Origin of the sequence: Microbacterium luteolum (assembly GCF_039533965.1) — a bacterium.
GTDB classification, from domain to species: domain Bacteria; phylum Actinomycetota; class Actinomycetes; order Actinomycetales; family Microbacteriaceae; genus Microbacterium; species Microbacterium luteolum.
In genome coordinates this window covers 3,583,889-3,607,333 of the sequence record NZ_BAAAUN010000001.1, presented here as the reverse complement: position 1 = coordinate 3,607,333, position 23,445 = coordinate 3,583,889, and the positions used below count along the sequence as shown (strand labels likewise).

Sequence of the window (23,445 nt, the reverse complement as noted above, 5' to 3'; positions counted from 1 at the left end):
GACGAGCCGTGTCAGACGCGGCGACGCTTCGGCGGGCGGCATCCGTTGTGCGCCTGCGGGGTGACGTCCGAGATCGAGCCGACCTCGAGGCCTGCGGCCTGGAGCGAGCGGATCGCGGTCTCGCGGCCGGAGCCCGGACCCTTCACGAAGACGTCGACCTTCTTGACGCCGTGCTCCTGCGCCTGACGCGCAGCGGACTCGGCAGCAAGACCTGCGGCGTACGGGGTCGACTTGCGGGAGCCCTTGAAGCCCACGCCACCCGACGATGCCCAGCTGATGACAGCGCCGGACGGGTCGGTGATCGAGACGATCGTGTTGTTGAACGTCGACTTGATGTGGGCCTGGCCCAGCGCGATGTTCTTCTTTTCCTTGCGGCGCGGCTTGCGCGCGGCGGCCTTGGGTGCAGCCATGAAAGTGTTCTCCTAGTCCCTGGGGCCCCGCTTAGCGGGCCTTCTTCTTGCCTGCGACGGTGCGCTTCGGGCCCTTGCGGGTACGGGCGTTGGTCTTGGTGCGCTGACCACGGACCGGGAGACCACGACGGTGGCGGATGCCCTCGTAGGAGCCGATCTCGACCTTGCGGCGGATGTCTGCGGCGACCTCGCGGCGCAGGTCACCCTCCACCTTGTAGTTGCCTTCGATGTGGTCGCGGAGGGCGATCAGCTGGTCGTCGCTGAGGTCCTTCACGCGGATGCTCTCATCGATGTCCGTCGCCTTGAGGATCTCGACCGAGCGGGTACGGCCGACGCCGTAGATGTAGGTAAGGGCGATCACCACGCGCTTGTCGCGCGGGATGTCAACGCCGGCAAGACGTGCCATGCGGTTCTCCTGGATGTAGTGGAGGTATGGAACAGGATCGGTGCCCGGGCCTCCGCCCCGAGGTGTCAGCTCGTCCGGGCTGAGCCCGTCGAAGCGTCTGATCCTGCCGTTTCGTATTGAGTTGTGAGATGTGCGCGAGCGTGCCGCGCAGCGCAGGTCAGCCCTGGCGCTGCTTGTGACGCGGGTTGCTCTTGCAGATCACCATGACGCGGCCGTGGCGGCGGATCACCTTGCAGTGATCGCAGATCGGCTTGACGCTGGGGTTGACCTTCATGATGTTTCCTGTTCGCTGTCTTCGTACCGCCCCGTGTCCGAGGCAGGCCGTTACTTCTCGACCGATCAGCGGTAGCGGTAGACGATACGGCCGCGGGTGAGGTCGTAGGGGCTGAGCTCCACGACCACGCGGTCCTCGGGGATGATGCGGATGTAGTTCTGCCGCATCTTTCCGGAGATCGTTGCAAGGACCTTGTGTCCGTTGCTGAGCTCAACGCGGAACATCGCGTTGGGCAGAGCCTCGGAGATCACGCCCTCGATCTCGATGACACCGTCTTTCTTAGCCATAGCCTCGCTGACGCTTCTGCAGACCGGTCGATCTGCGGTGGGTGGGTGGTTTGCGGTGCCGCACCGATCGGACACGCCGAATCAAGGCACAAAGCACCAAAGATCAATGTTAGACCTTCGGGAGCCATCCGGCAACTCGGCCGGATGGACGATCAGCCGAGGAGCTTCTCCATCTCGGTGATGTCTCCGGCCTGGAGGTCGAGGCGCTTGCCGTTGACCTCGATGGTCGGGGTCCCGGCGATCTCCTGAGCCTTGGTCTGATCCAGGACGAAGTCCATGTAGGTGCCGTCGGCGATGCAGTCCGCCGCGGCCCCTGCTCCGGCCTGCTCGGCGAGCGAGGCGAGCTCGTCGTCCGTGAGTCCTGCCGTGTTCTCTTCGGGCTGGTTGGCGAAGAGGAGGTTGAAGTAGTCGAGCGCCGCCTCAGGGGCCTTCTCGGCGACGCAGTACATCGCGCCGGCAGCACGCGTGGAGAACTGCGTGTTCTGCGAGAAGCGATCCAGGATCGAGACCGGGTGGATGTTCAGCGTGATCTTGCCGTCGGCGGCTGCCGCCTGCAGCTTCTCGCCGTACTGGTCCTCGAAGGTCCCGCAGATCGGGCACATGAAGTCGACGAAGGTGTCGACCTCGTCCTTGCCGTCGCCGAACGAGATGGCGCCGGTCTCCTCGTTGATGATGTCGCTCTTCGGAGCGACGCCGGGAGCCGTGGCCTGGTTGTTGAGGAACACCACGAGACCACCGAGCACGACCAGCACCACGACCACGGCGATGGAGACGCCGATCGCGAACCAGTTCGTGTTGCTCTTCGCCGCTGCCATTACTTTCCGATCTCTCGAGGCTCGACCCCGAACGGGGCGAGTCCGGCCTTTCCGCCATCGGGCGCGGTCAGCACCCAGATACCCCCATCATGCCGGGCCACGCTATGTTCCCAATGTGAGCCGTCTGTGCCGTCGACGGTCGTGACGGTCCAGTCGTCGTCCTCGATGTAGGTCGCCTCGCCGCCGGCGGTCACCATCGGCTCGATGGCCAGGACCAGTCCCGGCCGCACGTCGGCGCCGCGGTCCGGTGTGCGGTAGTTGAAGACGCTGGGTGCCTCGTGCATCTTGCGCCCGATGCCGTGGCCGACGTACTCGCGGAGGATGCCGTAGGGCTCCCCCGACACCGCCGAGGGTCCCTGCGCCTCGATGTACTCCTGGATCGCCGCGCCGATCTCGTCGATCGACTCCACCGACGCCATGGCGGCGATGCCCGCCCACATCGAGCCCTCGGTGACGCGCGAGAGCTCCTCGCGCTGCGCCACCAGCTCAGCGCGCTCGGGATCCGGGACGACGACCGTGATGGCGCTGTCGCCGTTCCATCCCTGGAACTGCGCGCCGCAGTCGACCGACACGATGTCACCGGGTCGCAGGACGCGCTCTCCGGGGATGCCGTGCACGACCTGCTCGTTCACGGACACGCAGATGGTGTGGTGGTACCCGCGCACCAGCTGGAAGTTCGACTCCGCTCCCCGCGCGAGGATCGTGCGGTTCGCTGCGGCATCCAGCTCCAGCGTGGTGACTCCGGCCCTGATCAGCGGACGGACGGCGTCCAGCGCCGCCGCCGTGATGAGCCCTGGCTCGACCATGGATCGAAGCTGGGCCGGGGTCTTGTAGATCGACCGGCGGAACATCGCGAGGCCTCAGGCCGCGAGGCGCAGGCCGCGAGCGGCCAATGCGGCGGAGATGCGCTCGGTGATCTCGTCGAGCGAGCCGACGCCGTCGATCCGGTCGACGATGCCCTTGGCGCCGTAGACCTCGATGATCGGAGCCGTCTCGTGCTCGTAGATGTCCAGACGGTGCGCGATGGCAGCGTCCGTGTCATCCGAACGCCCCTGCTCTGCCGCGCGCAGACCGAGGCGGGCGATGCTCTCCTCGCGCGGGACCTGGAGCAGGATGACGGCGTCGAGCGCCTCTCCACGACCGGCGAGGAACTCCTCGAGGTGCGCCACCTGGGCGACGTTGCGGGGGTACCCGTCGAGGAGGAAGCCGTTCGCGGCATCGTCCTGCGACAGACGGTCGCGCACGATCTCGCTCGTCAGCTCGTCCGGAACGAGATCTCCCTTGTCGAGGATCGCCGTGACCTGCTGACCGAGGGGCGTCCCCTCCTTGATGTTCGCCCGGAAGATGTCACCGGTCGACACGACCGGGATGCCGTAGGACTCGGCGATGCGCACGCCCTGCGTGCCCTTTCCGGAGCCCTGCGGGCCGACGATGAGAAGACGTGCGGATGCTGTCATCGGAGGAGCCCTTCGTAGTGACGCTGCTGCAGCTGTGCGTCGATCTGCTTCACCGTCTCGAGGCCGACGCCGACGATGATGAGGATCGAGGCGCCACCGAACGGGAAGTTCTGGTTGGCGCCGACAGTGGCCAGGGCGATCAGCGGGATGAGCGCGATCAGGCCGAGGTACAGCGAGCCGGGGAGCGTGATGCGGGTGAGGACGTAGTCGAGGTACTCGGCCGTCGGACGACCGGCACGGATGCCGGGGATGAACCCGCCGTACTTCTTCATGTTGTCGGCGACCTCGACGGGGTTGAACGTGATCGCGACGTAGAAGTAGGTGAACCCGATGATGAGCAGGAAGTACGCGGCCATGTAGACCGGGTGGTTGCCCGTGGTGAAGTTCGCGCTGATCCAGGTGACCCACGGCGCCGGCACGGAGCCGTCCTGCGGGGTGTTGAACTGCGCGATGAGGGCAGGGATGTACAGCAGCGACGACGCGAAGATCACGGGGATCACACCCGCCATGTTCACCTTGATCGGGATGTAGGTGTTCGTGCCGCCGTAGGTGCGGCGACCGACCATGCGCTTGGCGTACTGCACCGGGATGCGGCGCTGCGACTGCTCGACGAAGACGACGAGCCCCATCACGATGATGCCGACCGCCAAGACCAGGAGGAACACCTCGAAGCCCTTGGTCTGCCAGATGAGTCCCATGGCGCCGGGGAACGTCGCGGCGATGGAGGTGAAGATGAGGAGCGACATGCCGTTGCCGATGCCGCGCTCGGTGACGAGCTCGGCGAACCACATGATGAGTCCGGTGCCGGCGGTCATCGCCATGATGATGAGCAGCTGCGCCCACCACACGTCGTTGGTCAGCAGCTGCTGGCAGGCGGCGAGATCGGTCGTGCCGAAGAGCTGGCCGCTGCGGGCGACGGTGACGAGAGTGGTCGACTGGAGCAGCGCGAGCGCGATGGTGAGGTAACGCGTGTACTGGGTGAGTCGGGCCTGACCGGCCTGACCCTCCTTGTGCAGCGCCTCGAAGTGCGGGATGACAACGCGGAGGAGCTGCGTGATGATCGTCGCCGTGATGTACGGCATCACGCCCAGCGCGAAGATCGACAGCTGGAGGAGCGCGCCTCCGGAGAAGAGGTTGACGAGTCCGAGCAGTCCGTCGGTACCGGAGTTCGCGGCGAGGCACTCCTCCACGTTCGGGAAGTTCACGAACGGTGCAGGGACGTTGGAGCCGAGTCGGTAGATCGCGACGATGGCGAGAGTGAAACCGATCTTCCGACGCAGGTCGGGCGTGCGGAAGATCCGCGCGATGGCGCTGAACAAGAACGTTCCTCCTGAAAAGTTGCCGATTCCCGAAGGACGGCTGAAAGACCAGGGTAACCCATCCGGGAACCCCGGACTGCGTGGGCCGAACCTGACCCGCGTGGTGTAACCACAAGAGGGGCCGGAGAATCTCCGGCCCCTCTTGTGCAGTGGTTACTTGACGGAACCGCCCGCAGCCACGATCTTCTGCTCGGCGGAACCCGAGACCTTGTCGACCGCGACGGTGAGCTTCACGGCGATATCGCCGTTTCCGAGAACCTTGACCTTCTCGTTCTTGCGAACGGCGCCCTTGGCGACCAGGTCGGTGACGGTGACGTCGCCGCCCTTCGGGTACAGCTCCGCGAGCTTCTCCAGGTTCACGACCTGGTACTCGACGCGGAACGGGTTCTTGAACCCGCGCAGCTTCGGGGTGCGCATGTGCAGAGGCATCTGCCCACCCTCGAAGCCGACGCGAACGGTGTTGCGAGCCTTGGTGCCCTTGGTACCACGACCGGCGGTCTTGCCCTTGGAGCCCTCACCGCGACCGACACGGGTCTTCGCGGTGTTGGATCCGGGGACCGGACGCAGGTGGTGAACCTTCAGCACGCCGGGGCGGGATGCCGGAGCATCCTTCTTCGGCGCAGCCTTCTTGGCGGCGGGCTTCTTGGCAGGAGCGTCGGCCTTGGCGTCGGCAGCGGCGGACTTGGCCGGCGCCTTCTTCGCGGCGGGCTTCTTCTCTGCCGGCTTCTTCTCGGCGGCAGCCTTGGGAGCGGCAGCCTTCTTCGGGGCCTTCTCAGCCTCGACGGCGTCGTTCTTCTCAGCCATTAGTCGATCTCCTCAACCTTGACGAGGTGGGCGACGGTCTTGACGTAACCGCGCGTCTGCGCGTCGTCGGGGCGCACGGTGCTGTCACCGATGCGCTTCAGACCGAGGCTGCGCAGCGTGTCGCGCTGGTTCTGCTTCTCGCTCACCTTGGACTTGACCTGCGTGACCTTGAGGCGCGAAGCCATCAGGCACCTACCTTCTGTGCGGCGATGGCGTCTGCCTCCGCACGGACGAGACGCGCCGGAGCGACCTGGTCGAACTCGAGGCCACGACGTGCGGCGACCGCACGAGGCTCCTCGAGCTGCTTCAGGGCAGCGACGGTCGCGTGCACGATGTTGATCGTGTTCGACGAGCCGAGCGACTTCGACAGCACGTCGTGGATACCGGCGCACTCGAGCACGGCGCGGACCGGACCACCGGCGATGACACCGGTACCGGCAGCGGCCGGACGAAGCAGGACCACACCGGCGGCCGCCTCACCCTGCACCGGGTGCGGGATCGTGCTGCCGACGCGCGGAACGCGGAAGAAGTTGCGCTTGGCCTCTTCGACACCCTTCGAGATCGCCAGAGGGACCTCGCGGGCCTTGCCGTAGCCGACGCCGACCAGACCGTTTCCGTCGCCGACGACCACGAGAGCGGTGAAGCTGAAGCGACGACCACCCTTCACGACCTTCGAGACGCGGTTGATGGTGACGACGCGCTCCAGGAACTGGTTGTCGCCACGGTCGCGCGAGTTGCGGTCGCGGCCGCCACCCTGGTTGCGGTCACCACGACCGCCGCCACGGCGGCCTTCGCGAGCCGGCTCGGCCTGAGTCGTTCCGGCGGCCGTCTCAGAGACGACCGCGGCCGCCTCGGGAGCGGCAGCAGCCGTTTCGGTCACTTCGTTCTCCTTGTTGTCACTCACAGTGCCAGACCCCCCTCGCGGGCGCCGTCGGCGATGGCGGCGACACGACCGGCGTAGCGGTTGCCGCCACGGTCGAACACTGCCTCGGAAACGCCGGCAGCCTTCGCGCGCTCGGCGAGAAGCTCGCCGACCTTGCGGGCCTTGGCGGTCTTGTCACCCTCGAGCGAGCGCAGGTCGGTCTCGAGCGTCGATGCCGACGCGACGGTGTGACCCTTGCTGTCGTCGACAAGCTGCACGAAGACGTGGCGAGCCGAACGGTTGACGACGAGGCGCGGACGCACCTCGGTGCCGACGACCTTCTTGCGAAGGCGGGCGTGACGACGCGCGCGGGCGTCAGACTTTGACTTGAGAGCCATGGTTACTTACCACTCTTTCCGGCCTTGCGACGCACGTTCTCGCCGGCGTAGCGCACACCCTTGCCCTTGTACGGCTCGGGCTTGCGGATCTTGCGGATGTTGGCAGCTGCCTCGCCGACAGCCTGCTTGTCGATCCCGCTGACGGTGAGCTTGTTGGTGCCCTCGACCGTGAGCGTGATGCCGGCGGGCGGGTCGATCAGGACCGGGTGCGAGAAGCCGAGGGCGAACTCGACCGAGCTGCCCTTCTGTGCCACGCGGTAACCGGTGCCGACGACCTCGAGACCCTTGGTGTAGCCCTGGGTCACGCCGATGATGTTGTTGTTGATGAGCGTGCGGGTCAGGCCGTGAAGCGACCGCGACTCGCGCTCGTCGTCGGGGCGGGAGACCAGAACCTGGTTCTCCTCGACCGCGACCTCGATGGGGCTGGCCACCGTCAGGGTGAGTTCACCCTTGGGGCCCTTCACCGCGACCTCACGGCCGTCGACCGAAACGGTGACGCCCGCAGGCACGTCGATGGGAAGTCGTCCAATACGCGACATGAGGGATTACCACACGTAGGCGAGAACTTCTCCGCCCACGCCCTTCTGCTCAGCCTGACGGTCGGTGAGAAGACCGGAGGAAGTGGACAGGATGGCCACGCCGAGGCCGCCGAGCACCTTGGGGAGCTCCGTCGACTTCGCGTACACGCGAAGGCCGGGCTTCGACACGCGCTTGATGCCAGCGATCGAGCGCTCACGGTTCGGGCCGTACTTCAGCGACAGCGTGAGGTTCTTCCCGACGCGGGCGTCAGAGGTCTCCCAGCCGGCGATGTAGCCCTCCTGCTGGAGGATCTCGGCGATGTGCGTCTTGAGCTTGCTCGACGGCAGGGTCACGGAGTCGTGGTGCGCCGAGTTCGCGTTACGCAGACGGGTCAGCAGATCTGCGACCGGGTCTGTCATTGTCATTGTTGTTTTCCTTTGTTCATGAGGTTCCGGCTGCCGTTACACGACAGACGGCCTGCGATGACACGCAATCTTCAATTGTACGTGCAGATCGACGGGCTCAGTGACCAGTGACCACTGAGCCCGCCGAAGGCTTACGCCTGTGCGTCGGTCGACTGGAACGGGAAGCCGAGGTGGCGGAGCAGTGCCCGACCCTCGTCATCCGTCTTCGCGGTGGTGACGACGGTGATGTCGAAACCGCGAACCCGGTCGATCTTGTCCTGATCGATCTCGTGGAACACGCTCTGCTCCTGGAGACCGAAGGTGTAGTTGCCGTTGCCGTCGAACTGCTTGGGCGACAGGCCGCGGAAGTCGCGGATGCGCGGCAGTGCGAGCGAGACGAGGCGATCCACGAACTCCCACGCGCGGTCACCGCGGAGGGTGACGTGCGCGCCGATGGCCTGGCCCTCGCGCAGCTTGAACTGCGCGATGGACTTGCGAGCCTTCGTGACGATCGGCTTCTGGCCGGTGATCTTGGTGAGATCGTCGACCGCGCCGTCGATCACCTTGCTGTCGCGAGCTGCCTCGCCGACACCGGTGTTCACGACGACCTTGACCAGCCCGGGGATCTGCATGACGTTCGGGTAACCGAACTCGTCCTGCATCGCCTTCTTGATCTCGGCGTTGTACTTCTGCTTCAGGCGCGGCTGGATCTTGCCAGCCGGCGCGGCAGTGTCGGTGCTCATCAGAGGTCCTTACCGCTCTTCTTCGCGAAGCGCACGCGGACGGTGCGCTTGACGCCGTCCTTGGTCTTCTCCTCGACCCGGTGGCCGACCTTGGTCGGCTTCTTGGTCGAAGGGTCGACGACTGCGACGTTCGAGATGTGGATGGAGGCCTCGACGGTCTCGAGGCCACCGGTCTTCGTGCCACGCTGCGTCTGACCGACGCGCGTGTGCTTGGTGACGTAGTTCACGCCTTCGACGATGACGCGGTTCTTCTCGGCGAGGACCTCGAGGACCTTGCCCTGCTTACCGCGATCGCCGCCACGCTCCTGCGTGGCTCCGGTGATGACCTGAACCAGGTCACCCTTCTTGATCTTCGCCATGACTAAATAACCTCCGGCGCGAGCGAGACGATCTTCATGAACTTCTTGTCGCGAAGCTCACGACCGACCGGTCCGAAGATGCGGGTGCCGCGAGGCTCCCCGTCTGCCTTCAGGATGACGGCGGCGTTCTCGTCGAACTTGATGTACGAGCCGTCGGGACGGCGCGTCTCCTTCTTGGTGCGGACGATGACCGCCTTGACGACGTCGCCCTTCTTCACGTTGCCACCGGGGATCGCGTCCTTGACGGTCGCGACGATGGTGTCGCCGAGACCGGCGTAACGACGCTTCGATCCGCCGAGCACGCGAATGGTGAGCAGCTCCTTGGCGCCGGTGTTGTCGGCGACCTTGAGGCGCGATTCCTGCTGGATCACTTGGCCTTCTCCAGAATCTCCACCAGACGCCAGCGCTTGGTGGCGCTCAGCGGGCGGGTCTCGTTGATGAGGACCAGGTCGCCGATGCCGGCGGTGTTCGCCTCATCGTGCGCCTTGACCTTCGAGGTGCGGCGGATGACCTTGCCGTAAAGCGGGTGCTTCACGCGGTCCTCGACCTCGACCACGATGGTCTTGTCCATCTTGTCGCTGACGACGTAGCCACGACGCGTCTTGCGGTAGCCGCGGGCTGCGGCGTCGCGGACGTCGTGCTCGGACGACTCGTGTCCGGCGGTCTGCGTCTCCACAGTCGCTTCCTTCTTGGTGGCCATCACTCAGCCTCTTCCTTCACGGCGTCGTCGGCGGAGTCCGCCTTCTTCGCCTTCGACTTGGTCGCCTTCTTCGCCGGAGCCTCGACCGGAGCGGGCGTCGCACGGATGCCCAGCTCGCGTTCGCGGATCACGGTGTAGAGACGCGCGATGTCGCGCTTGACGGCGCGGATGCGGCCGTGGCTCTCCAGCTGGCCGGTGGCCGACTGGAAACGGAGGTTGAACAGCTCCTCCTTGGCCTTGCGCAGCTCCTCAACGAGGCGCTGGTCTTCGAACGTGTCGAGCTCTGCCGGAGCGAGCTCCTTGGTGCCGATCGCCATTACGCGTCGCCCTCCTCGCGCTTGATGATGCGTGCCTTGAGAGGCAGCTTGTGAATGGCACGGGTCAGTGCCTCGCGGGCGAGCTCTTCGCTCACACCGCCGACCTCGAAGAGGACGCGACCCGGCTTGACGTTGGCGACCCACCACTCGGGGGAACCCTTACCGGAACCCATGCGGGTCTCAGCAGGCTTCTTCGTGAGCGGACGGTCCGGGTAGATGTTGATCCACACCTTGCCGCCACGCTTGATGTGACGGGTCACCGCGATACGAGCGGACTCGATCTGACGGTTCGTGACATACGCAGGCGTGAGCGCCTGGATGCCGAACTCGCCGAAGGAGACCTTCGTGCCGCCGGTGGCCTGACCCGAGCGACCCGGGTGGTGCTGCTTGCGGAACTTGACCTTACGGGGGATGAGCATTATGCCGACGCTCCTTCTGCGACAGGTGCCTCGTTGCGCGGCGCGCGGCGGCGGTCGCCACCACGGTCGTCACGACGGGCCTTGGGTGCATTGGCCTGCTCGCGAGCGAGCTCCTTTGCGGTCAGGTCACCCTTGTAGATCCAGACCTTCACGCCGATGCGGCCGAAGGTGGTCTTCGCCTCGTAGAAGCCGTAGTCGATGTTCGCGCGCAGCGTGTGCAGCGGCACACGACCCTCGCGGTAGAACTCCGAGCGGCTCATCTCGGCGCCGCCGAGGCGGCCGGAGACCTGGATGCGGATGCCCTTGGCGCCGGCGCGCTGTGCGCCCTGCAGACCCTTGCGCATCGCACGACGGAACGCCACGCGAGCAGAGAGCTGCTCGGCGATGCCCTGTGCGACGAGCTGAGCGTCGGCCTCGGGGTTCTTGACCTCGAGGATGTTCAGCTGGATCTGCTTGCCCGAGAGCTTCTCGAGGTCGCCGCGGATGCGCTCGGCCTCGGCGCCACGACGACCGATCACGATGCCCGGACGGGCGGTGTGGATGTCGACGCGGACGCGGTCACGGGTGCGCTCGATCTCGATGTTCGAGACACCGGCGCGGTCGAGCTGCGTCTTCAGCAGGTTGCGGATCTTGATGTCCTCGGCCACGTAGTCGGCGTAACGCTGACCCGGCTTCGTCGAATCAGAGAACCAGCGCGAGACGTGGTCCGTCGTGATGCCGAGGCGGAAGCCGTACGGGTTTACCTTCTGTCCCATTACTTGCTCGCCTTCTTCTTGCTGTCGCCCGCAGCGGCCGGAGCCGCCTCAGGCGTCGAGAGCACGACCGTGATGTGGCTCGTGCGCTTCTTGATCTGGAAAGCGCGACCCTGTGCACGGGGCTGGAAACGCTTGAGCGTCGTGCCCTCGTCCACGTACGCGTTGGCCACGTACAGGTCCTGCTCGTCGAGGAACTCCCCGTCGCGATCCGCCTTGACCTGCGCGTTGGCCATGGCCGACGCGACAAGCTTGTAGATCGGCTCGCTGGCGCTCTGCTGTGCGAACTTCAGGATCGCCAGAGCCTCCTGGGCCTGCTTGCCCTTGATGAGCGCGACGACACGACGAGCCTTCTGAGGGGTCACGCGGATGTGTCGCACGCGTGCGATCGATTCGACCATTAGCGGCGCCGCCCCTTCTTGTCGTCCTTCTCGTGGCCGCGGAAGGTGCGGGTGGGCGCGAACTCGCCCAGCTTGTGACCGACCATGGTCTCGGACACGAACACAGGGATGTGCTTGCGTCCGTCGTGGACCGCGATCGTGTGACCCAGCATGGCCGGGATGATCATGGACCGACGGGACCAGGTCTTGATGACGTTCTTGGTGCCGGCTTCGTTCTGCACGATGACCTTGCGAAGCAGGTGATCGTCGACGAAGGGGCCCTTCTTAAGACTGCGAGGCATCTTCTCTTACTCCTACTTGCGCTTCTTGCCGGCGTTACGACGACGCACGATGTACTTGTCGCTTTCCTTGTTGGCGTGACGGGTACGACCCTCAGCCTGGCCCCACGGGGTGACGGGGTGACGTCCACCGGACGTCTTGCCCTCTCCACCACCGTGCGGGTGATCGACCGGGTTCATCGCGACACCACGCACGGTCGGGCGGACGCCCTTCCAGCGCATGCGGCCGGCCTTGCCCCAGTTGATGTTCGACTGCTCGGCGTTGCCCACCTCGCCGATGGTCGCGCGGCAGCGCGCATCGACGTTGCGGATCTCGCCCGAGGGCAGACGCAGCTGGGCGTAGGGGCCGTCCTTCGCGACGAGACGCACGGATGCGCCCGCCGAACGCGCCATCTTCGCGCCGCCACCGGGGCGGAGCTCGATCGCGTGGATGACGGTACCCGTCGGGATGTTCTTCAGCGGGAGGTTGTTGCCCGGCTTGATGTCCGCCCCGGCACCCGACTCGACGACGTCGCCCTGCTTCAGCTTCGCCGGCGCGAGGATGTAGCGCTTCTCGCCGTCGAAGTAGTGCAGCAGCGCGATGCGCGCGGTGCGGTTGGGGTCGTACTCGATGTGAGCGACACGGGCGTCCACGCCGTCCTTGTCATTGCGACGGAAGTCGATGACGCGGTACTGGCGCTTGTGGCCACCACCGATGTGACGGGTCGTGATGCGGCCCTGGTTGTTGCGACCACCGGTCTTCGAGAGCGGGCGCAGCAGCGACTTCTCCGGCGTCGATCGGGTGATCTCGGCGAAGTCAGCCACCGACGAGCCGCGACGGCCCGGGGTCGTGGGCTTGTACTTGCGAATAGCCATGATTGTCCTTATCCCCCGGATCAGCCGATTGCCGTGAAGATGTCGATGGTGCCCGACTTCAGGGTGACGATGGCGCGCTTGGTGTCCTTGCGCTTACCGGTGCCGAAGCGGGTGCGGCGAGCCTTGCCGACGCGGTTGAGGGTGTTGACCCCTGCGACCTTGACGCCGAAGATCTTCTCGATGGCGAGCTTGATCTCGGTCTTCGAAGCGCGCGGGTCGACGAGGAAGGTGTACTTGCCTTCGTCGATGAGTCCGTAGCTCTTCTCGGACACGACCGGCTTCAGGATGATGTCGCGCGGGTCCTTGTTCAGGGCCGTCTGGAGAACAGATGCCTGCTCGCTCATGCGGAGACCTCCTGGTTGGCGCCGGACTTGGAGGCGATGAAGCCCTCGAGCGCGGCCTGGGTGAAGACGATGTCGTCAGAAACGAGCACGTCGTAGGCGTTGAGCTGGTCGAACGTCAGCACGTGCAGGTTCGACAGGTTGCGGATGCTCTTCAGCGTCACGTCATCGTTGCGCTCGATCACGACGAGCACGTTCTTCGACGACACGACGTTCGTGAGGAAGTTCACGGCGGTCTTGGTCGAAGGCGTGCCGTCGATCCCGAAGGACTCGATGGCGTGGATGCGGTCGCCGCGGAAGCGGTCGCTGAGCGCACCCAGGAGGGCGGCCGCGATCATCTTCTTGGGCGTGCGCTGCGAGTAGTCGCGCGGCTTCGGGCCGTGGACGATGCCACCGCCGGTCATGTGCGGCGCGCGGATCGACCCCTGACGGGCGTTACCCGTGCCCTTCTGCTTGAAGGGCTTGCGGCCGGCACCGGAGACCTCACCGCGACGCTTGGTCGAGTGGGTGCCCTGGCGAGCCGCAGCGAGCTGCGCGACCACGACCTGGTGGATGAGCGGGATGTTCGTCTTGACGTCGAACAGAGCGGCGGGAAGCTCGACCGAGCCTGCCTTCTTGCCGTCTGCCTTGAGGACGTCGAGCGCGAGAGTGGAGTCAGCCATGATCAGGCACCCTTCACTGCGTTGCGGACGTAGACGATGCGGCCACGAGCACCGGGGACGGCGCCCTTGACGAGCAGCAGACCCTTCTCGATGTCGACGGCGTGCACCGTGAGGTTGAGGACGGTCACGCGCTCGCCACCCATACGGCCGGCCATGCGCATGCCCTTGAAGACGCGGCTCGGGGTCGACGATGCGCCGATGGAGCCGGGCTTGCGGTGGTTGCGGTGCGAACCGTGGGATGCCGAGACGCCCTTGAAGTTGTGACGCTTCATGACACCGGCGAAGCCCTTGCCCTTGCTCGTGCCGACGACGTCGACGAGCTGACCGGCTTCGAACGTGCCGTCGACCGTGAGCTCCTGACCGAGTGAGTAGTCAGCAGCGTCAGCCGTACGGATCTCCGTGATGTGGCGGCGCGGCGTGACGCCGGCTGCCTCGAAGTGAGCCGTGAGGGGCTGGTTCACCTTGCGGGGGTCGATCTGGCCGTACGCGATCTGCACGGCGTTGTAGCCGTCCTTCTCGGGCGTGCGGACCTGCGTGACCACGTTGGGTGCGAGTTCGATGACGGTGACGGGAATGAGCTTGCCGCTCTCGTTCCACACCTGGGTCATGCCGAGCTTGGTGCCCAGCATTCCCTTGGAGATCTTGGAGTTGATGTCAACCATGCCGGGCCTCAGAGCTTGATCTCGATGTTGACATCGGCAGGCAGGTCGAGACGCATCAGCGAGTCGACGGCCTTGGGCGTCGGGTCGACGATGTCGATCAGGCGCTTGTGGGTGCGCATCTCGAAGTGCTCGCGGCTGTCCTTGTACTTGTGCGGCGACCGGATGACGCACACGACGTTCTTCTCGGTCGGAAGCGGCACGGGTCCGACGACGGTCGCGCCCGCACGGGTCACGGTGTCGACGATCTTGCGTGCCGACGAGTCGATGACCTCGTGGTCATACGACTTCAGGCGAATGCGGATTTTCTGTCCCGCCATTGTCTGCTCACTCTCTTTAAGCGTCTTACCGACCTGGGCCGGGTGACCCAGGGGCATTGGACGCACGTCGGCGCTGTTCGCGCCTTCGGCACTCGAACGGCTCTTGCGAGTCGATCTGCTGCACCACTGTTCTTGTGTCAGCCGCACGTCGAGGACGTGCGGATGCCGACCTCCGCCGCGCACGGCGAACCTCCGGGAAGGAGGTGTCGGGGATTTGTCCTGCTACCCGCGGCCTAGAACCCTGCACCATCCCGGAGGAGGCGCCGTCTATGCACTGCCCTGGCAGTGATCCGACGCACGCACAGCGGCGACGGAATATCGAACCTGTCTATTCTGCCATGCCCGATTTCACTTCTGCAAACCCGGGCGTGTCGCGCCTCTCCCGATGACCCTGGAACGGGTCCGAATCGGGGTCGGAGCGGGGTCAGAACGCAGAGGAGAGCGGGGCGAGGCATCCCCATGCCTCGCCCCGCTTGGGGAGGACGTTCAGTGCGAGGGGGCACACCGAACGCGAGGATGCCGACGTGAAGGGACGCCGGAATCCTCGATCGAGGGCGCGGCGGAGTACCCGCCGCGCAGGCAGGGAGACGCTCAGGCGCACAGAGTGCGCGCGTCGTACGATGATCCCCAAGATCGCTTATCCCCAGTTTGTTCGCGAAGAACGCGAGTTTCGGGAGCCGAACCCCTTCGGCTGCCCCGACCGCAAGATCCCCAGGCGGTCTCGAACATCATACGTGGTCCGGTGGCCCAGATGCGAGTCCGCCGCACCGGAATACTGGTCAGATGCGAAAGCAGCGGCCCGCCATCATGGCGGGCCGCTGCTTCAGAGCTGGTGTCGAGTGCTACTCGTTGCCGACGGCCTTGTCGGCGTTGTCGCGGATCTCATCGATCTTGTCGGCGGCACCGGGGGCGACCTTCTTGGCGAAGTCCGCGACACCGTCGAGGACCTTGTCGCTGATGTCCTCGGCCTGCTCGCTCTTGACGGCCTCGGCGATCTTGTCCTTGTTCTGCTCGTACAGGTCCTTGCCCTTGTTGACGGCGTCCTCGATACCCATGATTTCCCTTTCAAGGTGTGTGCTGCCGACCGCTGGTGGGCCGACACCACTCATTGTGCCTGCCAGCCCCCGCAAAGGGAACCCTCGCGTCGTCGGTTAACGACAGAGGGGCCGGACCCGAAGGCCCGACCCCTCTACGAGGAAGCAAATGCTTACTTGATGATCTTCGTGACCGTACCGGCGCCGACGGTGCGTCCACCCTCACGGATGGCGAAGCCGAGGCCCTCCTCCATGGCGATCGGCTGGATCAGCTCGACCGTCACGTCGGTGGTGTCGCCGGGCATGACCATCTCGGTGCCCTCGGGCAGCGTGATGACGCCGGTGACGTCGGTGGTGCGGAAGTAGAACTGCGGGCGGTAGTTCGTGTAGAACGGGTTGTGACGCCCACCCTCATCCTTGGACAGGATGTACGCGGTGCCAGCGAAGTCGGTGTGCGGCGTGACCGAACCCGGCTTGACGATGACCTGACCGCGCTCGACGTCCTCACGCTTCGTGCCACGGAGCAGGAGACCGCAGTTCTCGCCGGCCCATGCCTCGTCGAGCTGCTTGTGGAACATCTCGATACCCGTGACCGTGGTCTTGACGGTCGGACGCAGTCCGACGATCTCGACCTCGGAGTTGATGGCCAGCGTGCCACGCTCGGCGCGACCCGTGACGACGGTTCCACGACCGGTGATCGTGAAGACGTCCTCGACGGGCATCAGGAACGGCTTGTCCTTGTCGCGCACGGGGTCCGGAACGTGCTCGTCCACGGCCTCCATGAGGTCGAGGATCGACTGCGTCCACTTCTCGTCGCCCTCGAGGGCCTTGAGAGCGGAGACGCGCACGACAGGAGCGTCCTCGGCGAAGCCCTGCGAAGCGAGCAGCTCGGAGACCTCGAGCTCGACGAGCTCCAGGATCTCCTCGTCGTCGACCATGTCGGACTTGTTCAGCGCGACCAGCAGGTACGGCACGCCGACCTGCTTGGCGAGCAGCACGTGCTCACGCGTCTGAGCCATCGGGCCGTCGGTGGCGGCGACCACGAGGATCGCGCCGTCCATCTGAGCCGCACCGGTGATCATGTTCTTGACGTAGTCGGCGTGGCCGGGAGCGTCAACGTGCGCGTAGTGGCGCTTGGGGGTCTCGTACTCGATGTGCGAGATGTTGATGGTGATACCACGCTGGCGCTCTTCCGGCGCCGAGTCGATGGAAGCGAAGTCGCGCTGCACGTTGGTGTCAGACGGGAACTTGTCAGCAAGCACCTTCGAGATCGCTGCGGAGAGCGTGGTCTTGCCGTGGTCAACGTGACCGATGGTTCCGATGTTGACGTGCGGCTTGGTCCGCTCGAACTTGGCCTTAGCCACTAGGTCCTCCTCAGGACGTCATGTAGAGGTTGCCGGGCACTGGTTTGCGACCGGTTCTCTACGGGTGTGAATCTCAGTTTAGTAGAGAGGGAATGTGAAGTTGTAGGGGACCTGGGAGCCGGCCCTTCGACAGGCTCAGGGGAATCCGACTCCCAGGAAGATGACTACTCGCCGCCCTGGTGCTTCTGGACGATCTCGTCGGCCACGTTGCGGGGAACCTCAGCGTAGCTGTTGAACTCCATCGAGTAGACGGCGCGACCCGAGGTCTTCGAGCGCAGGTCGCCGATGTAGCCGAACATCTCGGACAGCGGCACGTGTGCACGCACGACCTTGACGCCTGCGGCATCCTCCATCGACTGGATCTGGCCACGACGGGAGTTCAGGTCGCCGATGACGTCACCCATGTACTCCTCGGGCGTACGGACCTCGACGGCCATCAGCGGCTCGAGCAGCACGGGGCTCGCCCGACGGAGAGCCTCCTTCATACCCATCGATCCGGCGATCTTGAACGCCATCTCCGAGGAGTCGACGTCGTGCGCCGCACCATCGACGATGGTCGCCTTGACGCCGACGATCGGGTAGCCCGCGAGGACTCCGACGTTCATGGCGTCCTGGAAACCGGCGTCGATCGAGCCGATGTACTCGCGCGGGATGCGACCACCGGTGACGGCGTTCACGAACTCGTACGTCTTCTCGTCGTCCAGATCGAGCGGCTCGATGTTGAACTGGATCTTGGCGAACTGACCCGATCCACCCGTCTGCTTCTTGTGGGTGTAGTCGTGCTTCTCGACGTTCTTGCGGATCGTCTCGCGGTAGGCCACCTGGGGCTTGCCGACGTTCGCCTCGACGTTGAACTCGCGCTTCATGCGATCGACGAGGATGTCGAGGTGCAGCTCGCCCATGCCCTTGATGGTCGTCTGACCGGTCTCGGGGTTGAGCTCCGTGCGGAAGGTCGGGTCCTCCTCAGCGAGCTTCTGGATGGCGACACCCAGCTTCTCCTGGTCGGCCTTGGTCTTCGGCTCGATGGCGACCTCGATGACGGGCTCGGGGAACGTCATCGACTCGAGGACGACCGGCGAGGCCGGGTCGGTCAGGGTGTCACCGGTGGTGGTGTCCTTCAGACCGATGACCGCGTAGATGTTTCCGGCGGTCACCGAGGCGACGGGGATCTCCTTGTTGGCGTGCATCTGGAAGATCTTCCCGATGCGCTCCTTCTTGCCCTTGGTCGAGTTGATGACCGCGGAGCCGGAGTCGAGGTGACCCGAGTAGACGCGCACATAGGTGAGGCGACCGAAGAACGGGTGCACGGCGACCTTGAACGCCAGGGCTGCGAACGGGTCGTTGGCGTCGGGGTGACGCTCGATGATCGTGTCGTAGTCCTTCGGGTCGTGCGCCTCGATCGAACCCACGTCGAGCGGGTTCGGGAGGTAGTCGACGACCGCGTCGAGCATCGGCTGGACGCCGCGGTTCTTGAACGCCGAGCCGCAGAGGACCGGGTAGATCTCGGAAGCCACGGTGAGCTTGCGGATCGCGCCCTTGATCTCGGCGACAGTGAGCTCCTCGCCGCCGAAGAACTTCTCGAGCAGCGCGTCGTCGGTCTCGGCGACGGTCTCGAGGAGCTGCTGACGGTACTCGTCCGCCTTCTCCTTGAGGTCGGCCGGGATCTCCTGGATCTCGTAGGAGGCGCCCATCGTGACGTCACCCTTCGAGTCGCCCGCCCAGACGAGAGCGCGCATCTCGACCAGGTCGACGACGCCGATGAAGTCGTTCTCCGCACCGATGGGCAGCTGGATGACCAGCGGCTTCGCACCGAGGCGGTTGATGATCGTGTCGACCGTGAAGTAGAAGTCGGCGCCGAGCTTGTCCATCTTGTTGACGAAGCAGATGCGCGGGACGTTGTACTTGTCGGCCTGACGCCACACGGTCTCAGACTGGGGCTCGACGCCCTCCTTGCCGTCGAAGACGGCGACGGCACCGTCGAGGACGCGGAGCGAGCGCTCCACCTCGACCGTGAAGTCCACGTGACCGGGGGTGTCGATGATGTTGATCTGGTTCTTGTTCCAGTAGCAGGTCACGGCGGCAGACGTGATCGTGATGCCGCGCTCCTTCTCCTGTTCCATCCAGTCAGTGGTCGAGGCGCCATCGTGCGTCTCGCCGAGCTTGTGGTTGACGCCCGTGTAGAACAGGATGCGCTCGGTCGTCGTCGTCTTGCCGGCATCGATGTGCGCCATGATGCCGATGTTGCGGACCTTGCTCAGGTCGGTGAGCACGTCTTGTGCCACAGGAGTGTCCTTATCTTTTCGTGCAGTCGTACTGCGCGGAGGGGGTGCCCGCTCCCGGCGTGTGGCCGGGAGCGGGCGAAGTGTTTACCAGCGGTAGTGAGCGAACGCGCGGTTCGACTCGGCCATCTTGTGCGTGTCCTCGCGGCGCTTGACCGCGGCACCCAGGCCGTTCGACGCGTCCAGGATCTCGTTCTGGAGACGCTCGGTCATCGTCTTCTCACGACGACCCTTGGCGTAGCTCACGAGCCAGCGCAGCGCGAGGGTGTTCGCGCGGTGCGGCTTGACCTCGATCGGCACCTGGTAGGTCGAGCCACCGACGCGGCGGCTGCGGACCTCGAGAGTCGGGCGCACGTTGTCGAGCGCCTTCTTCAGGGTGGCGACGGCGTCCTGGCCGCCGTTCTTCGCCTCGACACCGCTGAGGGCGCCGTAGACGATGGCCTCGGCGATCGACTTCTTGCCGTCGACGAGGATCTTGTTCACCAGCGAGGTGACGATCGGAGCGCCGTATACCGGGTCGTTGACCACGGGACGCTTGGGGGCGGGACCCTTACGAGGCATCTAACTCAACCCTTCTTCGCGCCGTAGCGGGAACGAGCCTGCTTACGGTTCTTGACGGCCTGGGTGTCCAGGGCGCCGCGGACGATCTTGTAACGCACACCGGGGAGGTCCTTGACACGACCGCCGCGGACGAGCACGAGCGAGTGCTCCTGCAGGTTGTGACCCTCACCGGGGATGTAGGCCGTGACCTCGGTCCCGTTGCGGAGCTTCACACGAGCGACCTTGCGCATCGCCGAGTTCGGCTTCTTCGGGGTGGTGGTGTAGACGCGGGTGCAGACCCCGGCCTGCTGCGGGTTCGACTTCAGGGCTGGCGTCTTGGTCTTGGTGACCTTCGGCGAGCGACCCTTGCGAACCAACTGCTGAATGGTTGGCACGTTCTCTCCTCATAGTGCTGCACGGTGACAGCGTGATGGGTTTCACATCATGCCCCACCGGCACGCCGGAATCGGCGGGCTTTTGTGTGGTGGGTATGCCGTGGAGGCGGACCGGCAAGGTGCCGACGCCCGGTGCGCACGTCAAGACGTGCACACACCTGACCAAGTGTAATGCCGCGTAACCTGGCGGTCAAATGAGCGCCGGACGCAGACGAGCCCCGCAGCGTCTGCTGCGGGGCTCGTCGTACGGAGAGAGGGGGTCAGCTGCCGGGGCCGTACAGATCCCAGAGGAACTGCGCGTCGCAGGTCAGCCACCACGGGTCGTCTGCGGGAGGGAATTCGAACATGATCGGTCCTTTCGTCGGAGCATCGCCGTCATCCGCGCTGCGGGGCGTCCATCCCTGCGTGGGGCAGGAATCCGGTCAGACTAGATTCGCGCGCACGCACGCAGCAACGGATCTCGGCGCTGTATGCCGATACATCAGGATGATGCGGGAAGCTATGCAGCGTCCGGGTCGAACGGAGAGTCCAGCGACTGCGTGAGCTCCGCCAGCAGCGCCTCGATCTGCGGCTCGACGTGCTGCGAGATCGCGGCCTGGATGTGCAGGCGGTGTCGGAGCAGGATGCCGCAGATCTCGCGCCCGACCATGTTGGCGTACTCGTCGGCGAGTGCGACCTCCTGGCGCAGCGCGATCTTCGCCTCCTCCGTCAGAGGCGGGAGGGGCGGCAGCTGATCGGCCGCGTCATCGGCGAGCCCGGCGATCGTGAACAGGAAGGGTGCGCCGGGCACCGGTTCGGGATCGAGCGGGAGGCCGTCGAACTCGGGGTCGAGGTCTTCGGACGGCCGGTAGCTGCGTGCACGGTTGCGTGCGGCCTGATCGTCGAGTTCGCGCTGCAGCATCGGGAGATTCCGAGATGTGTAGTCGGCGACGGCGTGATCGACGATCGTCTTCATCCGGGTAGACAGACCGTGCTGCACGCCGTGCGGCGCGTTGGCGCCGATGCCGGCGGCCGACAGGATCGGGGACCCCAGGCAGCGGCGGCAGGGCGCGACGCGTCCGCGATGCGTCGCCGGCTCCCAGCGCGGCACCCAGCGCAGCCAGGCCTCGACGGCCTGGTCCACCTGCGTCTCCAATGAGCGCTCCACCCCTCCAGCGTACGGCGCGTCGCGCGGCACCGCCGCGATTTCCCGCGTCACGGCGGGGCGTCACTCGTCTTCGTCGCCCTCCCAGGGCCAGCGCGGTCGAGCGGCGCGCGTTCGTCGCAGGGCGATGCCGCCCCACGCGCCGATCGCGGCCGCCAGCAGCAGCACCGCGCTCGCTCCCCCGCGGACGAGGTCGCCGGCCACGGCCGTGGCGATGATGACGTTGCCGACGCCGATGAGCACGGCCGCCCAGACGCCCGCGAGATGGGCGAGCCCGGTGACGAGGGCGATCGCGATGGTCGCGACGAAGGATGGATGCTGCCGCCGGAGCGTCGACCACAGCATGAGGGCGAAGGCGACGACGGCCGCCAGCATCCCGGTGACTCCCGGAACAGGTCCGAGTCCCGGCACGGCGATGATGTCGGCATCCGTCAGCACGCTGACCGCGCCCAGCCCGCATACGGCGAGAGCGAAGAATCCGATGGTGGCGAAGACGATCGCCAGGACAGCCGAAACCCCCGCGGACTCGGGTCCGCGGGGGTTCGGCGTGGTGGAGTTCGTGATTACCTCGCGAGCGTCGGACCGGCTTCGAGGGTGCGCTCGTACTCGCGCTGCGCCTCGGCGTTGTACTCGGTCTTGCGTGCCCCGCTGCGTGCGACCCACGCGCCGAACCAGACGGTGAGCTCGCGCGCGAACACGAAGGCCGCGATCGCCAGCGGCGCGAGAAGCTGCGAGCCGGCGAGATCGAGCCCCTCGGATGCCGTGAGCTTCCAGAAGGGGGCTTCGAAGAGCTGGCCGAGGATGTGTCCGGCGTAGGCGATGACACCGACGACGATGCCGAAGACGACCCAGAGGCCCCAGCGTCCGCGGTTGATGATCGCGCCCAGCAGCCAGAAGCCGAGGAAGAAGACCACGACAGGCGTCCAGTAGCCCCAGGTGAGCAGCGGCGCGACGAGCGCCTCGCCGATGTTCTCACCGGTCACGTCACCGGCGATCGCGCCGAAGCCGATCGTGGCGCCGAGGTAGAGGACGGCGAACGCGACGGTCGCGAGCAGACCGATCGCACCGGCCGTGCCGCGGTTGCCGCGGTCGCGCGGCGGCTCGGGAGCCTGCACGAAGATCGGCTGCGGCGCCTGAGCCGAAGCGGCGATCAGCGGCTCCGAGGGGACGATGCGGGTCTCGGTCTGGTCCGCGGGCGGAGCGTAGGCCGTGTCGGCGAGGGGCGCCTCGTCGCGGTCGTACGAGGAGACGCGGTCGTACGCGGCCGTGGCGTCGTCGTGCCGCGAGACGGGCGGGACGAACGCGGCGGTCGTATCCGCGTCGGAGTAGTCCCTGGCGCCGTCGGACGTCGCTGCGGACTCCGTGGGCGTCGGCGACGAGAACAGGCCGGGGTGCTCGCGCTCCGCCTCTTCGAACGCGGCGAGGTCGGGGTCGACGGGCTTGCTCTCCGGCGACTCGGGCGAGGTGCCGGGAACGTCCGCACCCGCGGCGGCGGCGGCGTCGAGACCGGCGTTCGCGCTGCCGACGACGTCGTCGACGTCTGCCGGCTTCTCGGGCTTGTGAAGCTCAGGGTCGCTCATGGGATGCGCCTCTCATCGGATGTGTGCAGTGCGAGGCTACCGCCGGGCGGGCGGCCGCTCACGCAGGCGTGCCGACGTGTCGGCATACCGCTGTTTTCCCGGGTTTCGGTCGGGTTGCCGTCAGGGGAGCGCGCTGCGCAGCGCATCTCCGGCGAACTCGGCGAGGACCGGGAGGATGGGGATCGAGAACCACACGAGGGCGCCGATGATCCCGGCGCAGATCACGCCGGCCACCCAGCTCATCGCGAGGTTGCGTCCGCCGACCCGTGCCATGCCTCCACGGTAGGCCCGCGGCGGCGGTCGCACCGGTCGCAACGCCGATCATCGGGCGGCGCGACCGCGCAGCCG

At 66.0% G+C, this 23,445-nt stretch carries 37 protein-coding genes; all 37 read right to left on the bottom strand.

Annotated features, from left to right (window positions below; genetic code table 11):
• Nucleotides 1-11 precede the first annotated feature (11 nt).
• The 37 genes from rpsK to ABD648_RS17355 all read right to left on the bottom strand — a co-directional run bounded on the left by rpsK (nt 12) and on the right by ABD648_RS17355 (nt 23,370).
• Entirely contained in the window at nt 12-410 is a 399-nt protein-coding gene (gene rpsK, locus ABD648_RS17535) for a 30S ribosomal protein S11 (protein ID WP_046013422.1), read from the bottom strand.
• Between the two features lie 31 nt (nt 411-441).
• Nucleotides 442-816 carry a 30S ribosomal protein S13 gene (gene rpsM, locus ABD648_RS17530; protein ID WP_017201568.1) on the bottom strand — a complete coding sequence of 125 codons (375 nt, stop codon included), beginning with the start codon at nt 814-816 and terminating at the stop codon, nt 442-444.
• A 157-nt stretch (nt 817-973) separates the two neighbouring features.
• Nucleotides 974-1,090 (bottom strand): 50S ribosomal protein L36, encoded by a 117-nt coding sequence (gene rpmJ / locus ABD648_RS17525; protein ID WP_005050492.1) that lies wholly within the window; start codon nt 1,088-1,090, stop codon nt 974-976.
• 65 nt (nt 1,091-1,155) lie between these two features.
• On the bottom strand, nt 1,156-1,377 hold the full coding sequence (gene infA / locus ABD648_RS17520; RefSeq protein ID WP_017201569.1) for a translation initiation factor IF-1: 222 nt from the start codon (nt 1,375-1,377) through the stop codon (nt 1,156-1,158).
• A gap of 152 nt (nt 1,378-1,529) precedes the next feature.
• On the bottom strand, nt 1,530-2,192 hold the full coding sequence (locus ABD648_RS17515; RefSeq protein WP_282216226.1) for a DsbA family protein: 663 nt from the start codon (nt 2,190-2,192) through the stop codon (nt 1,530-1,532).
• Complete coding sequence (map, locus tag ABD648_RS17510) at nt 2,192-3,043, bottom strand: type I methionyl aminopeptidase (protein WP_282216225.1); 852 nt, start codon at nt 3,041-3,043, stop codon at nt 2,192-2,194. Before map ends, ABD648_RS17515 begins: the two co-directional genes overlap by 1 nt.
• 9 nt (nt 3,044-3,052) lie before the next feature.
• A complete protein-coding gene (locus ABD648_RS17505; protein ID WP_282216224.1) occupies nt 3,053-3,649 on the bottom strand; it encodes an adenylate kinase in 597 nt (198 codons plus the stop codon).
• Complete coding sequence (gene secY / locus ABD648_RS17500; RefSeq protein ID WP_136055209.1) at nt 3,646-4,968, bottom strand: preprotein translocase subunit SecY; 1,323 nt, start codon at nt 4,966-4,968, stop codon at nt 3,646-3,648. The genes ABD648_RS17505 and secY overlap by 4 nt, the downstream gene beginning before the upstream one ends.
• Before the next feature lie 153 nt (nt 4,969-5,121).
• Nucleotides 5,122-5,772 (bottom strand): 50S ribosomal protein L15, encoded by a 651-nt coding sequence (rplO, locus tag ABD648_RS17495; protein ID WP_282216223.1) that lies wholly within the window; start codon nt 5,770-5,772, stop codon nt 5,122-5,124.
• Nucleotides 5,772-5,957 (bottom strand): 50S ribosomal protein L30, encoded by a 186-nt coding sequence (rpmD, locus tag ABD648_RS17490; RefSeq protein WP_046013417.1) that lies wholly within the window; start codon nt 5,955-5,957, stop codon nt 5,772-5,774. Before rpmD ends, rplO begins: the two co-directional genes overlap by 1 nt.
• Entirely contained in the window at nt 5,957-6,676 is a 720-nt protein-coding gene (rpsE, locus tag ABD648_RS17485) for a 30S ribosomal protein S5 (protein WP_282216222.1), read from the bottom strand. Before rpsE ends, rpmD begins: the two co-directional genes overlap by 1 nt.
• Nucleotides 6,673-7,032: a 50S ribosomal protein L18 gene (gene rplR / locus ABD648_RS17480; RefSeq protein WP_029260926.1), complete on the bottom strand. Its 360-nt coding sequence runs from the start codon at nt 7,030-7,032 to the stop codon at nt 6,673-6,675. The genes rpsE and rplR overlap by 4 nt, the downstream gene beginning before the upstream one ends.
• Before the next feature lie 2 nt (nt 7,033-7,034).
• Nucleotides 7,035-7,571 carry a 50S ribosomal protein L6 gene (gene rplF / locus ABD648_RS17475; RefSeq protein ID WP_116635689.1) on the bottom strand — a complete coding sequence of 179 codons (537 nt, stop codon included), beginning with the start codon at nt 7,569-7,571 and terminating at the stop codon, nt 7,035-7,037.
• Nucleotides 7,572-7,577: 6 nt separating this feature from the next.
• Complete coding sequence (gene rpsH, locus ABD648_RS17470; protein WP_046013414.1) at nt 7,578-7,976, bottom strand: 30S ribosomal protein S8; 399 nt, start codon at nt 7,974-7,976, stop codon at nt 7,578-7,580.
• 131 nt (nt 7,977-8,107) lie between these two features.
• Nucleotides 8,108-8,698 (bottom strand): 50S ribosomal protein L5, encoded by a 591-nt coding sequence (gene rplE / locus ABD648_RS17465; protein WP_282216221.1) that lies wholly within the window; start codon nt 8,696-8,698, stop codon nt 8,108-8,110.
• Nucleotides 8,698-9,057: a 50S ribosomal protein L24 gene (gene rplX, locus ABD648_RS17460; RefSeq protein WP_116635687.1), complete on the bottom strand. Its 360-nt coding sequence runs from the start codon at nt 9,055-9,057 to the stop codon at nt 8,698-8,700. Before rplX ends, rplE begins: the two co-directional genes overlap by 1 nt.
• 2 nt (nt 9,058-9,059) lie before the next feature.
• Complete coding sequence (gene rplN, locus ABD648_RS17455; protein ID WP_116635686.1) at nt 9,060-9,428, bottom strand: 50S ribosomal protein L14; 369 nt, start codon at nt 9,426-9,428, stop codon at nt 9,060-9,062.
• Nucleotides 9,425-9,757 carry a 30S ribosomal protein S17 gene (gene rpsQ / locus ABD648_RS17450; protein WP_282216220.1) on the bottom strand — a complete coding sequence of 111 codons (333 nt, stop codon included), beginning with the start codon at nt 9,755-9,757 and terminating at the stop codon, nt 9,425-9,427. Before rpsQ ends, rplN begins: the two co-directional genes overlap by 4 nt.
• Nucleotides 9,757-10,074, bottom strand: a complete 318-nt coding sequence (gene rpmC, locus ABD648_RS17445) for a 50S ribosomal protein L29 (protein WP_017829202.1) — start codon at nt 10,072-10,074, stop codon at nt 9,757-9,759. Before rpmC ends, rpsQ begins: the two co-directional genes overlap by 1 nt.
• Complete coding sequence (rplP, locus tag ABD648_RS17440) at nt 10,074-10,493, bottom strand: 50S ribosomal protein L16 (RefSeq protein WP_045278748.1); 420 nt, start codon at nt 10,491-10,493, stop codon at nt 10,074-10,076. The genes rpmC and rplP overlap by 1 nt, the downstream gene beginning before the upstream one ends.
• The gene (gene rpsC, locus ABD648_RS17435; RefSeq protein ID WP_017201587.1) at nt 10,493-11,248 is read right to left on the bottom strand and encodes a 30S ribosomal protein S3; all 756 of its coding nucleotides are present in this window, start codon (nt 11,246-11,248) and stop codon (nt 10,493-10,495) included. Before rpsC ends, rplP begins: the two co-directional genes overlap by 1 nt.
• Complete coding sequence (rplV, locus tag ABD648_RS17430) at nt 11,248-11,646, bottom strand: 50S ribosomal protein L22 (protein WP_116635684.1); 399 nt, start codon at nt 11,644-11,646, stop codon at nt 11,248-11,250. Before rplV ends, rpsC begins: the two co-directional genes overlap by 1 nt.
• Nucleotides 11,646-11,927 (bottom strand): 30S ribosomal protein S19, encoded by a 282-nt coding sequence (gene rpsS, locus ABD648_RS17425; protein WP_116635683.1) that lies wholly within the window; start codon nt 11,925-11,927, stop codon nt 11,646-11,648. Before rpsS ends, rplV begins: the two co-directional genes overlap by 1 nt.
• Before the next feature lie 12 nt (nt 11,928-11,939).
• Entirely contained in the window at nt 11,940-12,779 is an 840-nt protein-coding gene (rplB, locus tag ABD648_RS17420) for a 50S ribosomal protein L2 (RefSeq protein WP_116635682.1), read from the bottom strand.
• 20 nt (nt 12,780-12,799) lie between these two features.
• A complete protein-coding gene (rplW, locus tag ABD648_RS17415; RefSeq protein ID WP_017829206.1) occupies nt 12,800-13,123 on the bottom strand; it encodes a 50S ribosomal protein L23 in 324 nt (107 codons plus the stop codon).
• Nucleotides 13,120-13,782, bottom strand: a complete 663-nt coding sequence (gene rplD / locus ABD648_RS17410; protein WP_282216219.1) for a 50S ribosomal protein L4 — start codon at nt 13,780-13,782, stop codon at nt 13,120-13,122. Before rplD ends, rplW begins: the two co-directional genes overlap by 4 nt.
• A gap of 2 nt (nt 13,783-13,784) precedes the next feature.
• Nucleotides 13,785-14,444, bottom strand: coding sequence for a 50S ribosomal protein L3 (gene rplC / locus ABD648_RS17405; RefSeq protein ID WP_223622187.1), 660 nt, complete (start codon nt 14,442-14,444; stop codon nt 13,785-13,787).
• Between the two features lie 8 nt (nt 14,445-14,452).
• On the bottom strand, nt 14,453-14,761 hold the full coding sequence (gene rpsJ, locus ABD648_RS17400; RefSeq protein ID WP_030147986.1) for a 30S ribosomal protein S10: 309 nt from the start codon (nt 14,759-14,761) through the stop codon (nt 14,453-14,455).
• An 842-nt stretch (nt 14,762-15,603) separates the two neighbouring features.
• A complete protein-coding gene (locus ABD648_RS17395; protein ID WP_282216218.1) occupies nt 15,604-15,816 on the bottom strand; it encodes a hypothetical protein in 213 nt (70 codons plus the stop codon).
• Nucleotides 15,817-15,968: 152 nt separating this feature from the next.
• A complete protein-coding gene (tuf, locus tag ABD648_RS17390) occupies nt 15,969-17,159 on the bottom strand; it encodes an elongation factor Tu (RefSeq protein ID WP_116635678.1) in 1,191 nt (396 codons plus the stop codon).
• A 164-nt stretch (nt 17,160-17,323) separates the two neighbouring features.
• The gene (gene fusA / locus ABD648_RS17385; RefSeq protein ID WP_282216217.1) at nt 17,324-19,441 is read right to left on the bottom strand and encodes an elongation factor G; all 2,118 of its coding nucleotides are present in this window, start codon (nt 19,439-19,441) and stop codon (nt 17,324-17,326) included.
• 84 nt (nt 19,442-19,525) lie between these two features.
• Nucleotides 19,526-19,999, bottom strand: a complete 474-nt coding sequence (rpsG, locus tag ABD648_RS17380) for a 30S ribosomal protein S7 (RefSeq protein WP_223622188.1) — start codon at nt 19,997-19,999, stop codon at nt 19,526-19,528.
• 5 nt (nt 20,000-20,004) lie between these two features.
• A complete protein-coding gene (gene rpsL, locus ABD648_RS17375) occupies nt 20,005-20,373 on the bottom strand; it encodes a 30S ribosomal protein S12 (protein WP_028502478.1) in 369 nt (122 codons plus the stop codon).
• Nucleotides 20,374-20,872: 499 nt separating this feature from the next.
• Complete coding sequence (locus ABD648_RS17370) at nt 20,873-21,520, bottom strand: spermidine/putrescine ABC transporter substrate-binding protein (RefSeq protein WP_282216216.1); 648 nt, start codon at nt 21,518-21,520, stop codon at nt 20,873-20,875.
• 60 nt (nt 21,521-21,580) lie between these two features.
• Nucleotides 21,581-21,955 carry a hypothetical protein gene (locus ABD648_RS17365; protein WP_282216215.1) on the bottom strand — a complete coding sequence of 125 codons (375 nt, stop codon included), beginning with the start codon at nt 21,953-21,955 and terminating at the stop codon, nt 21,581-21,583.
• A gap of 125 nt (nt 21,956-22,080) precedes the next feature.
• Nucleotides 22,081-23,097, bottom strand: a complete 1,017-nt coding sequence (locus ABD648_RS17360) for an ABC transporter (RefSeq protein ID WP_282216214.1) — start codon at nt 23,095-23,097, stop codon at nt 22,081-22,083.
• Between the two features lie 120 nt (nt 23,098-23,217).
• Nucleotides 23,218-23,370 (bottom strand): hypothetical protein, encoded by a 153-nt coding sequence (locus tag ABD648_RS17355; protein WP_282216213.1) that lies wholly within the window; start codon nt 23,368-23,370, stop codon nt 23,218-23,220.
• Nucleotides 23,371-23,445 lie beyond the last annotated feature (75 nt).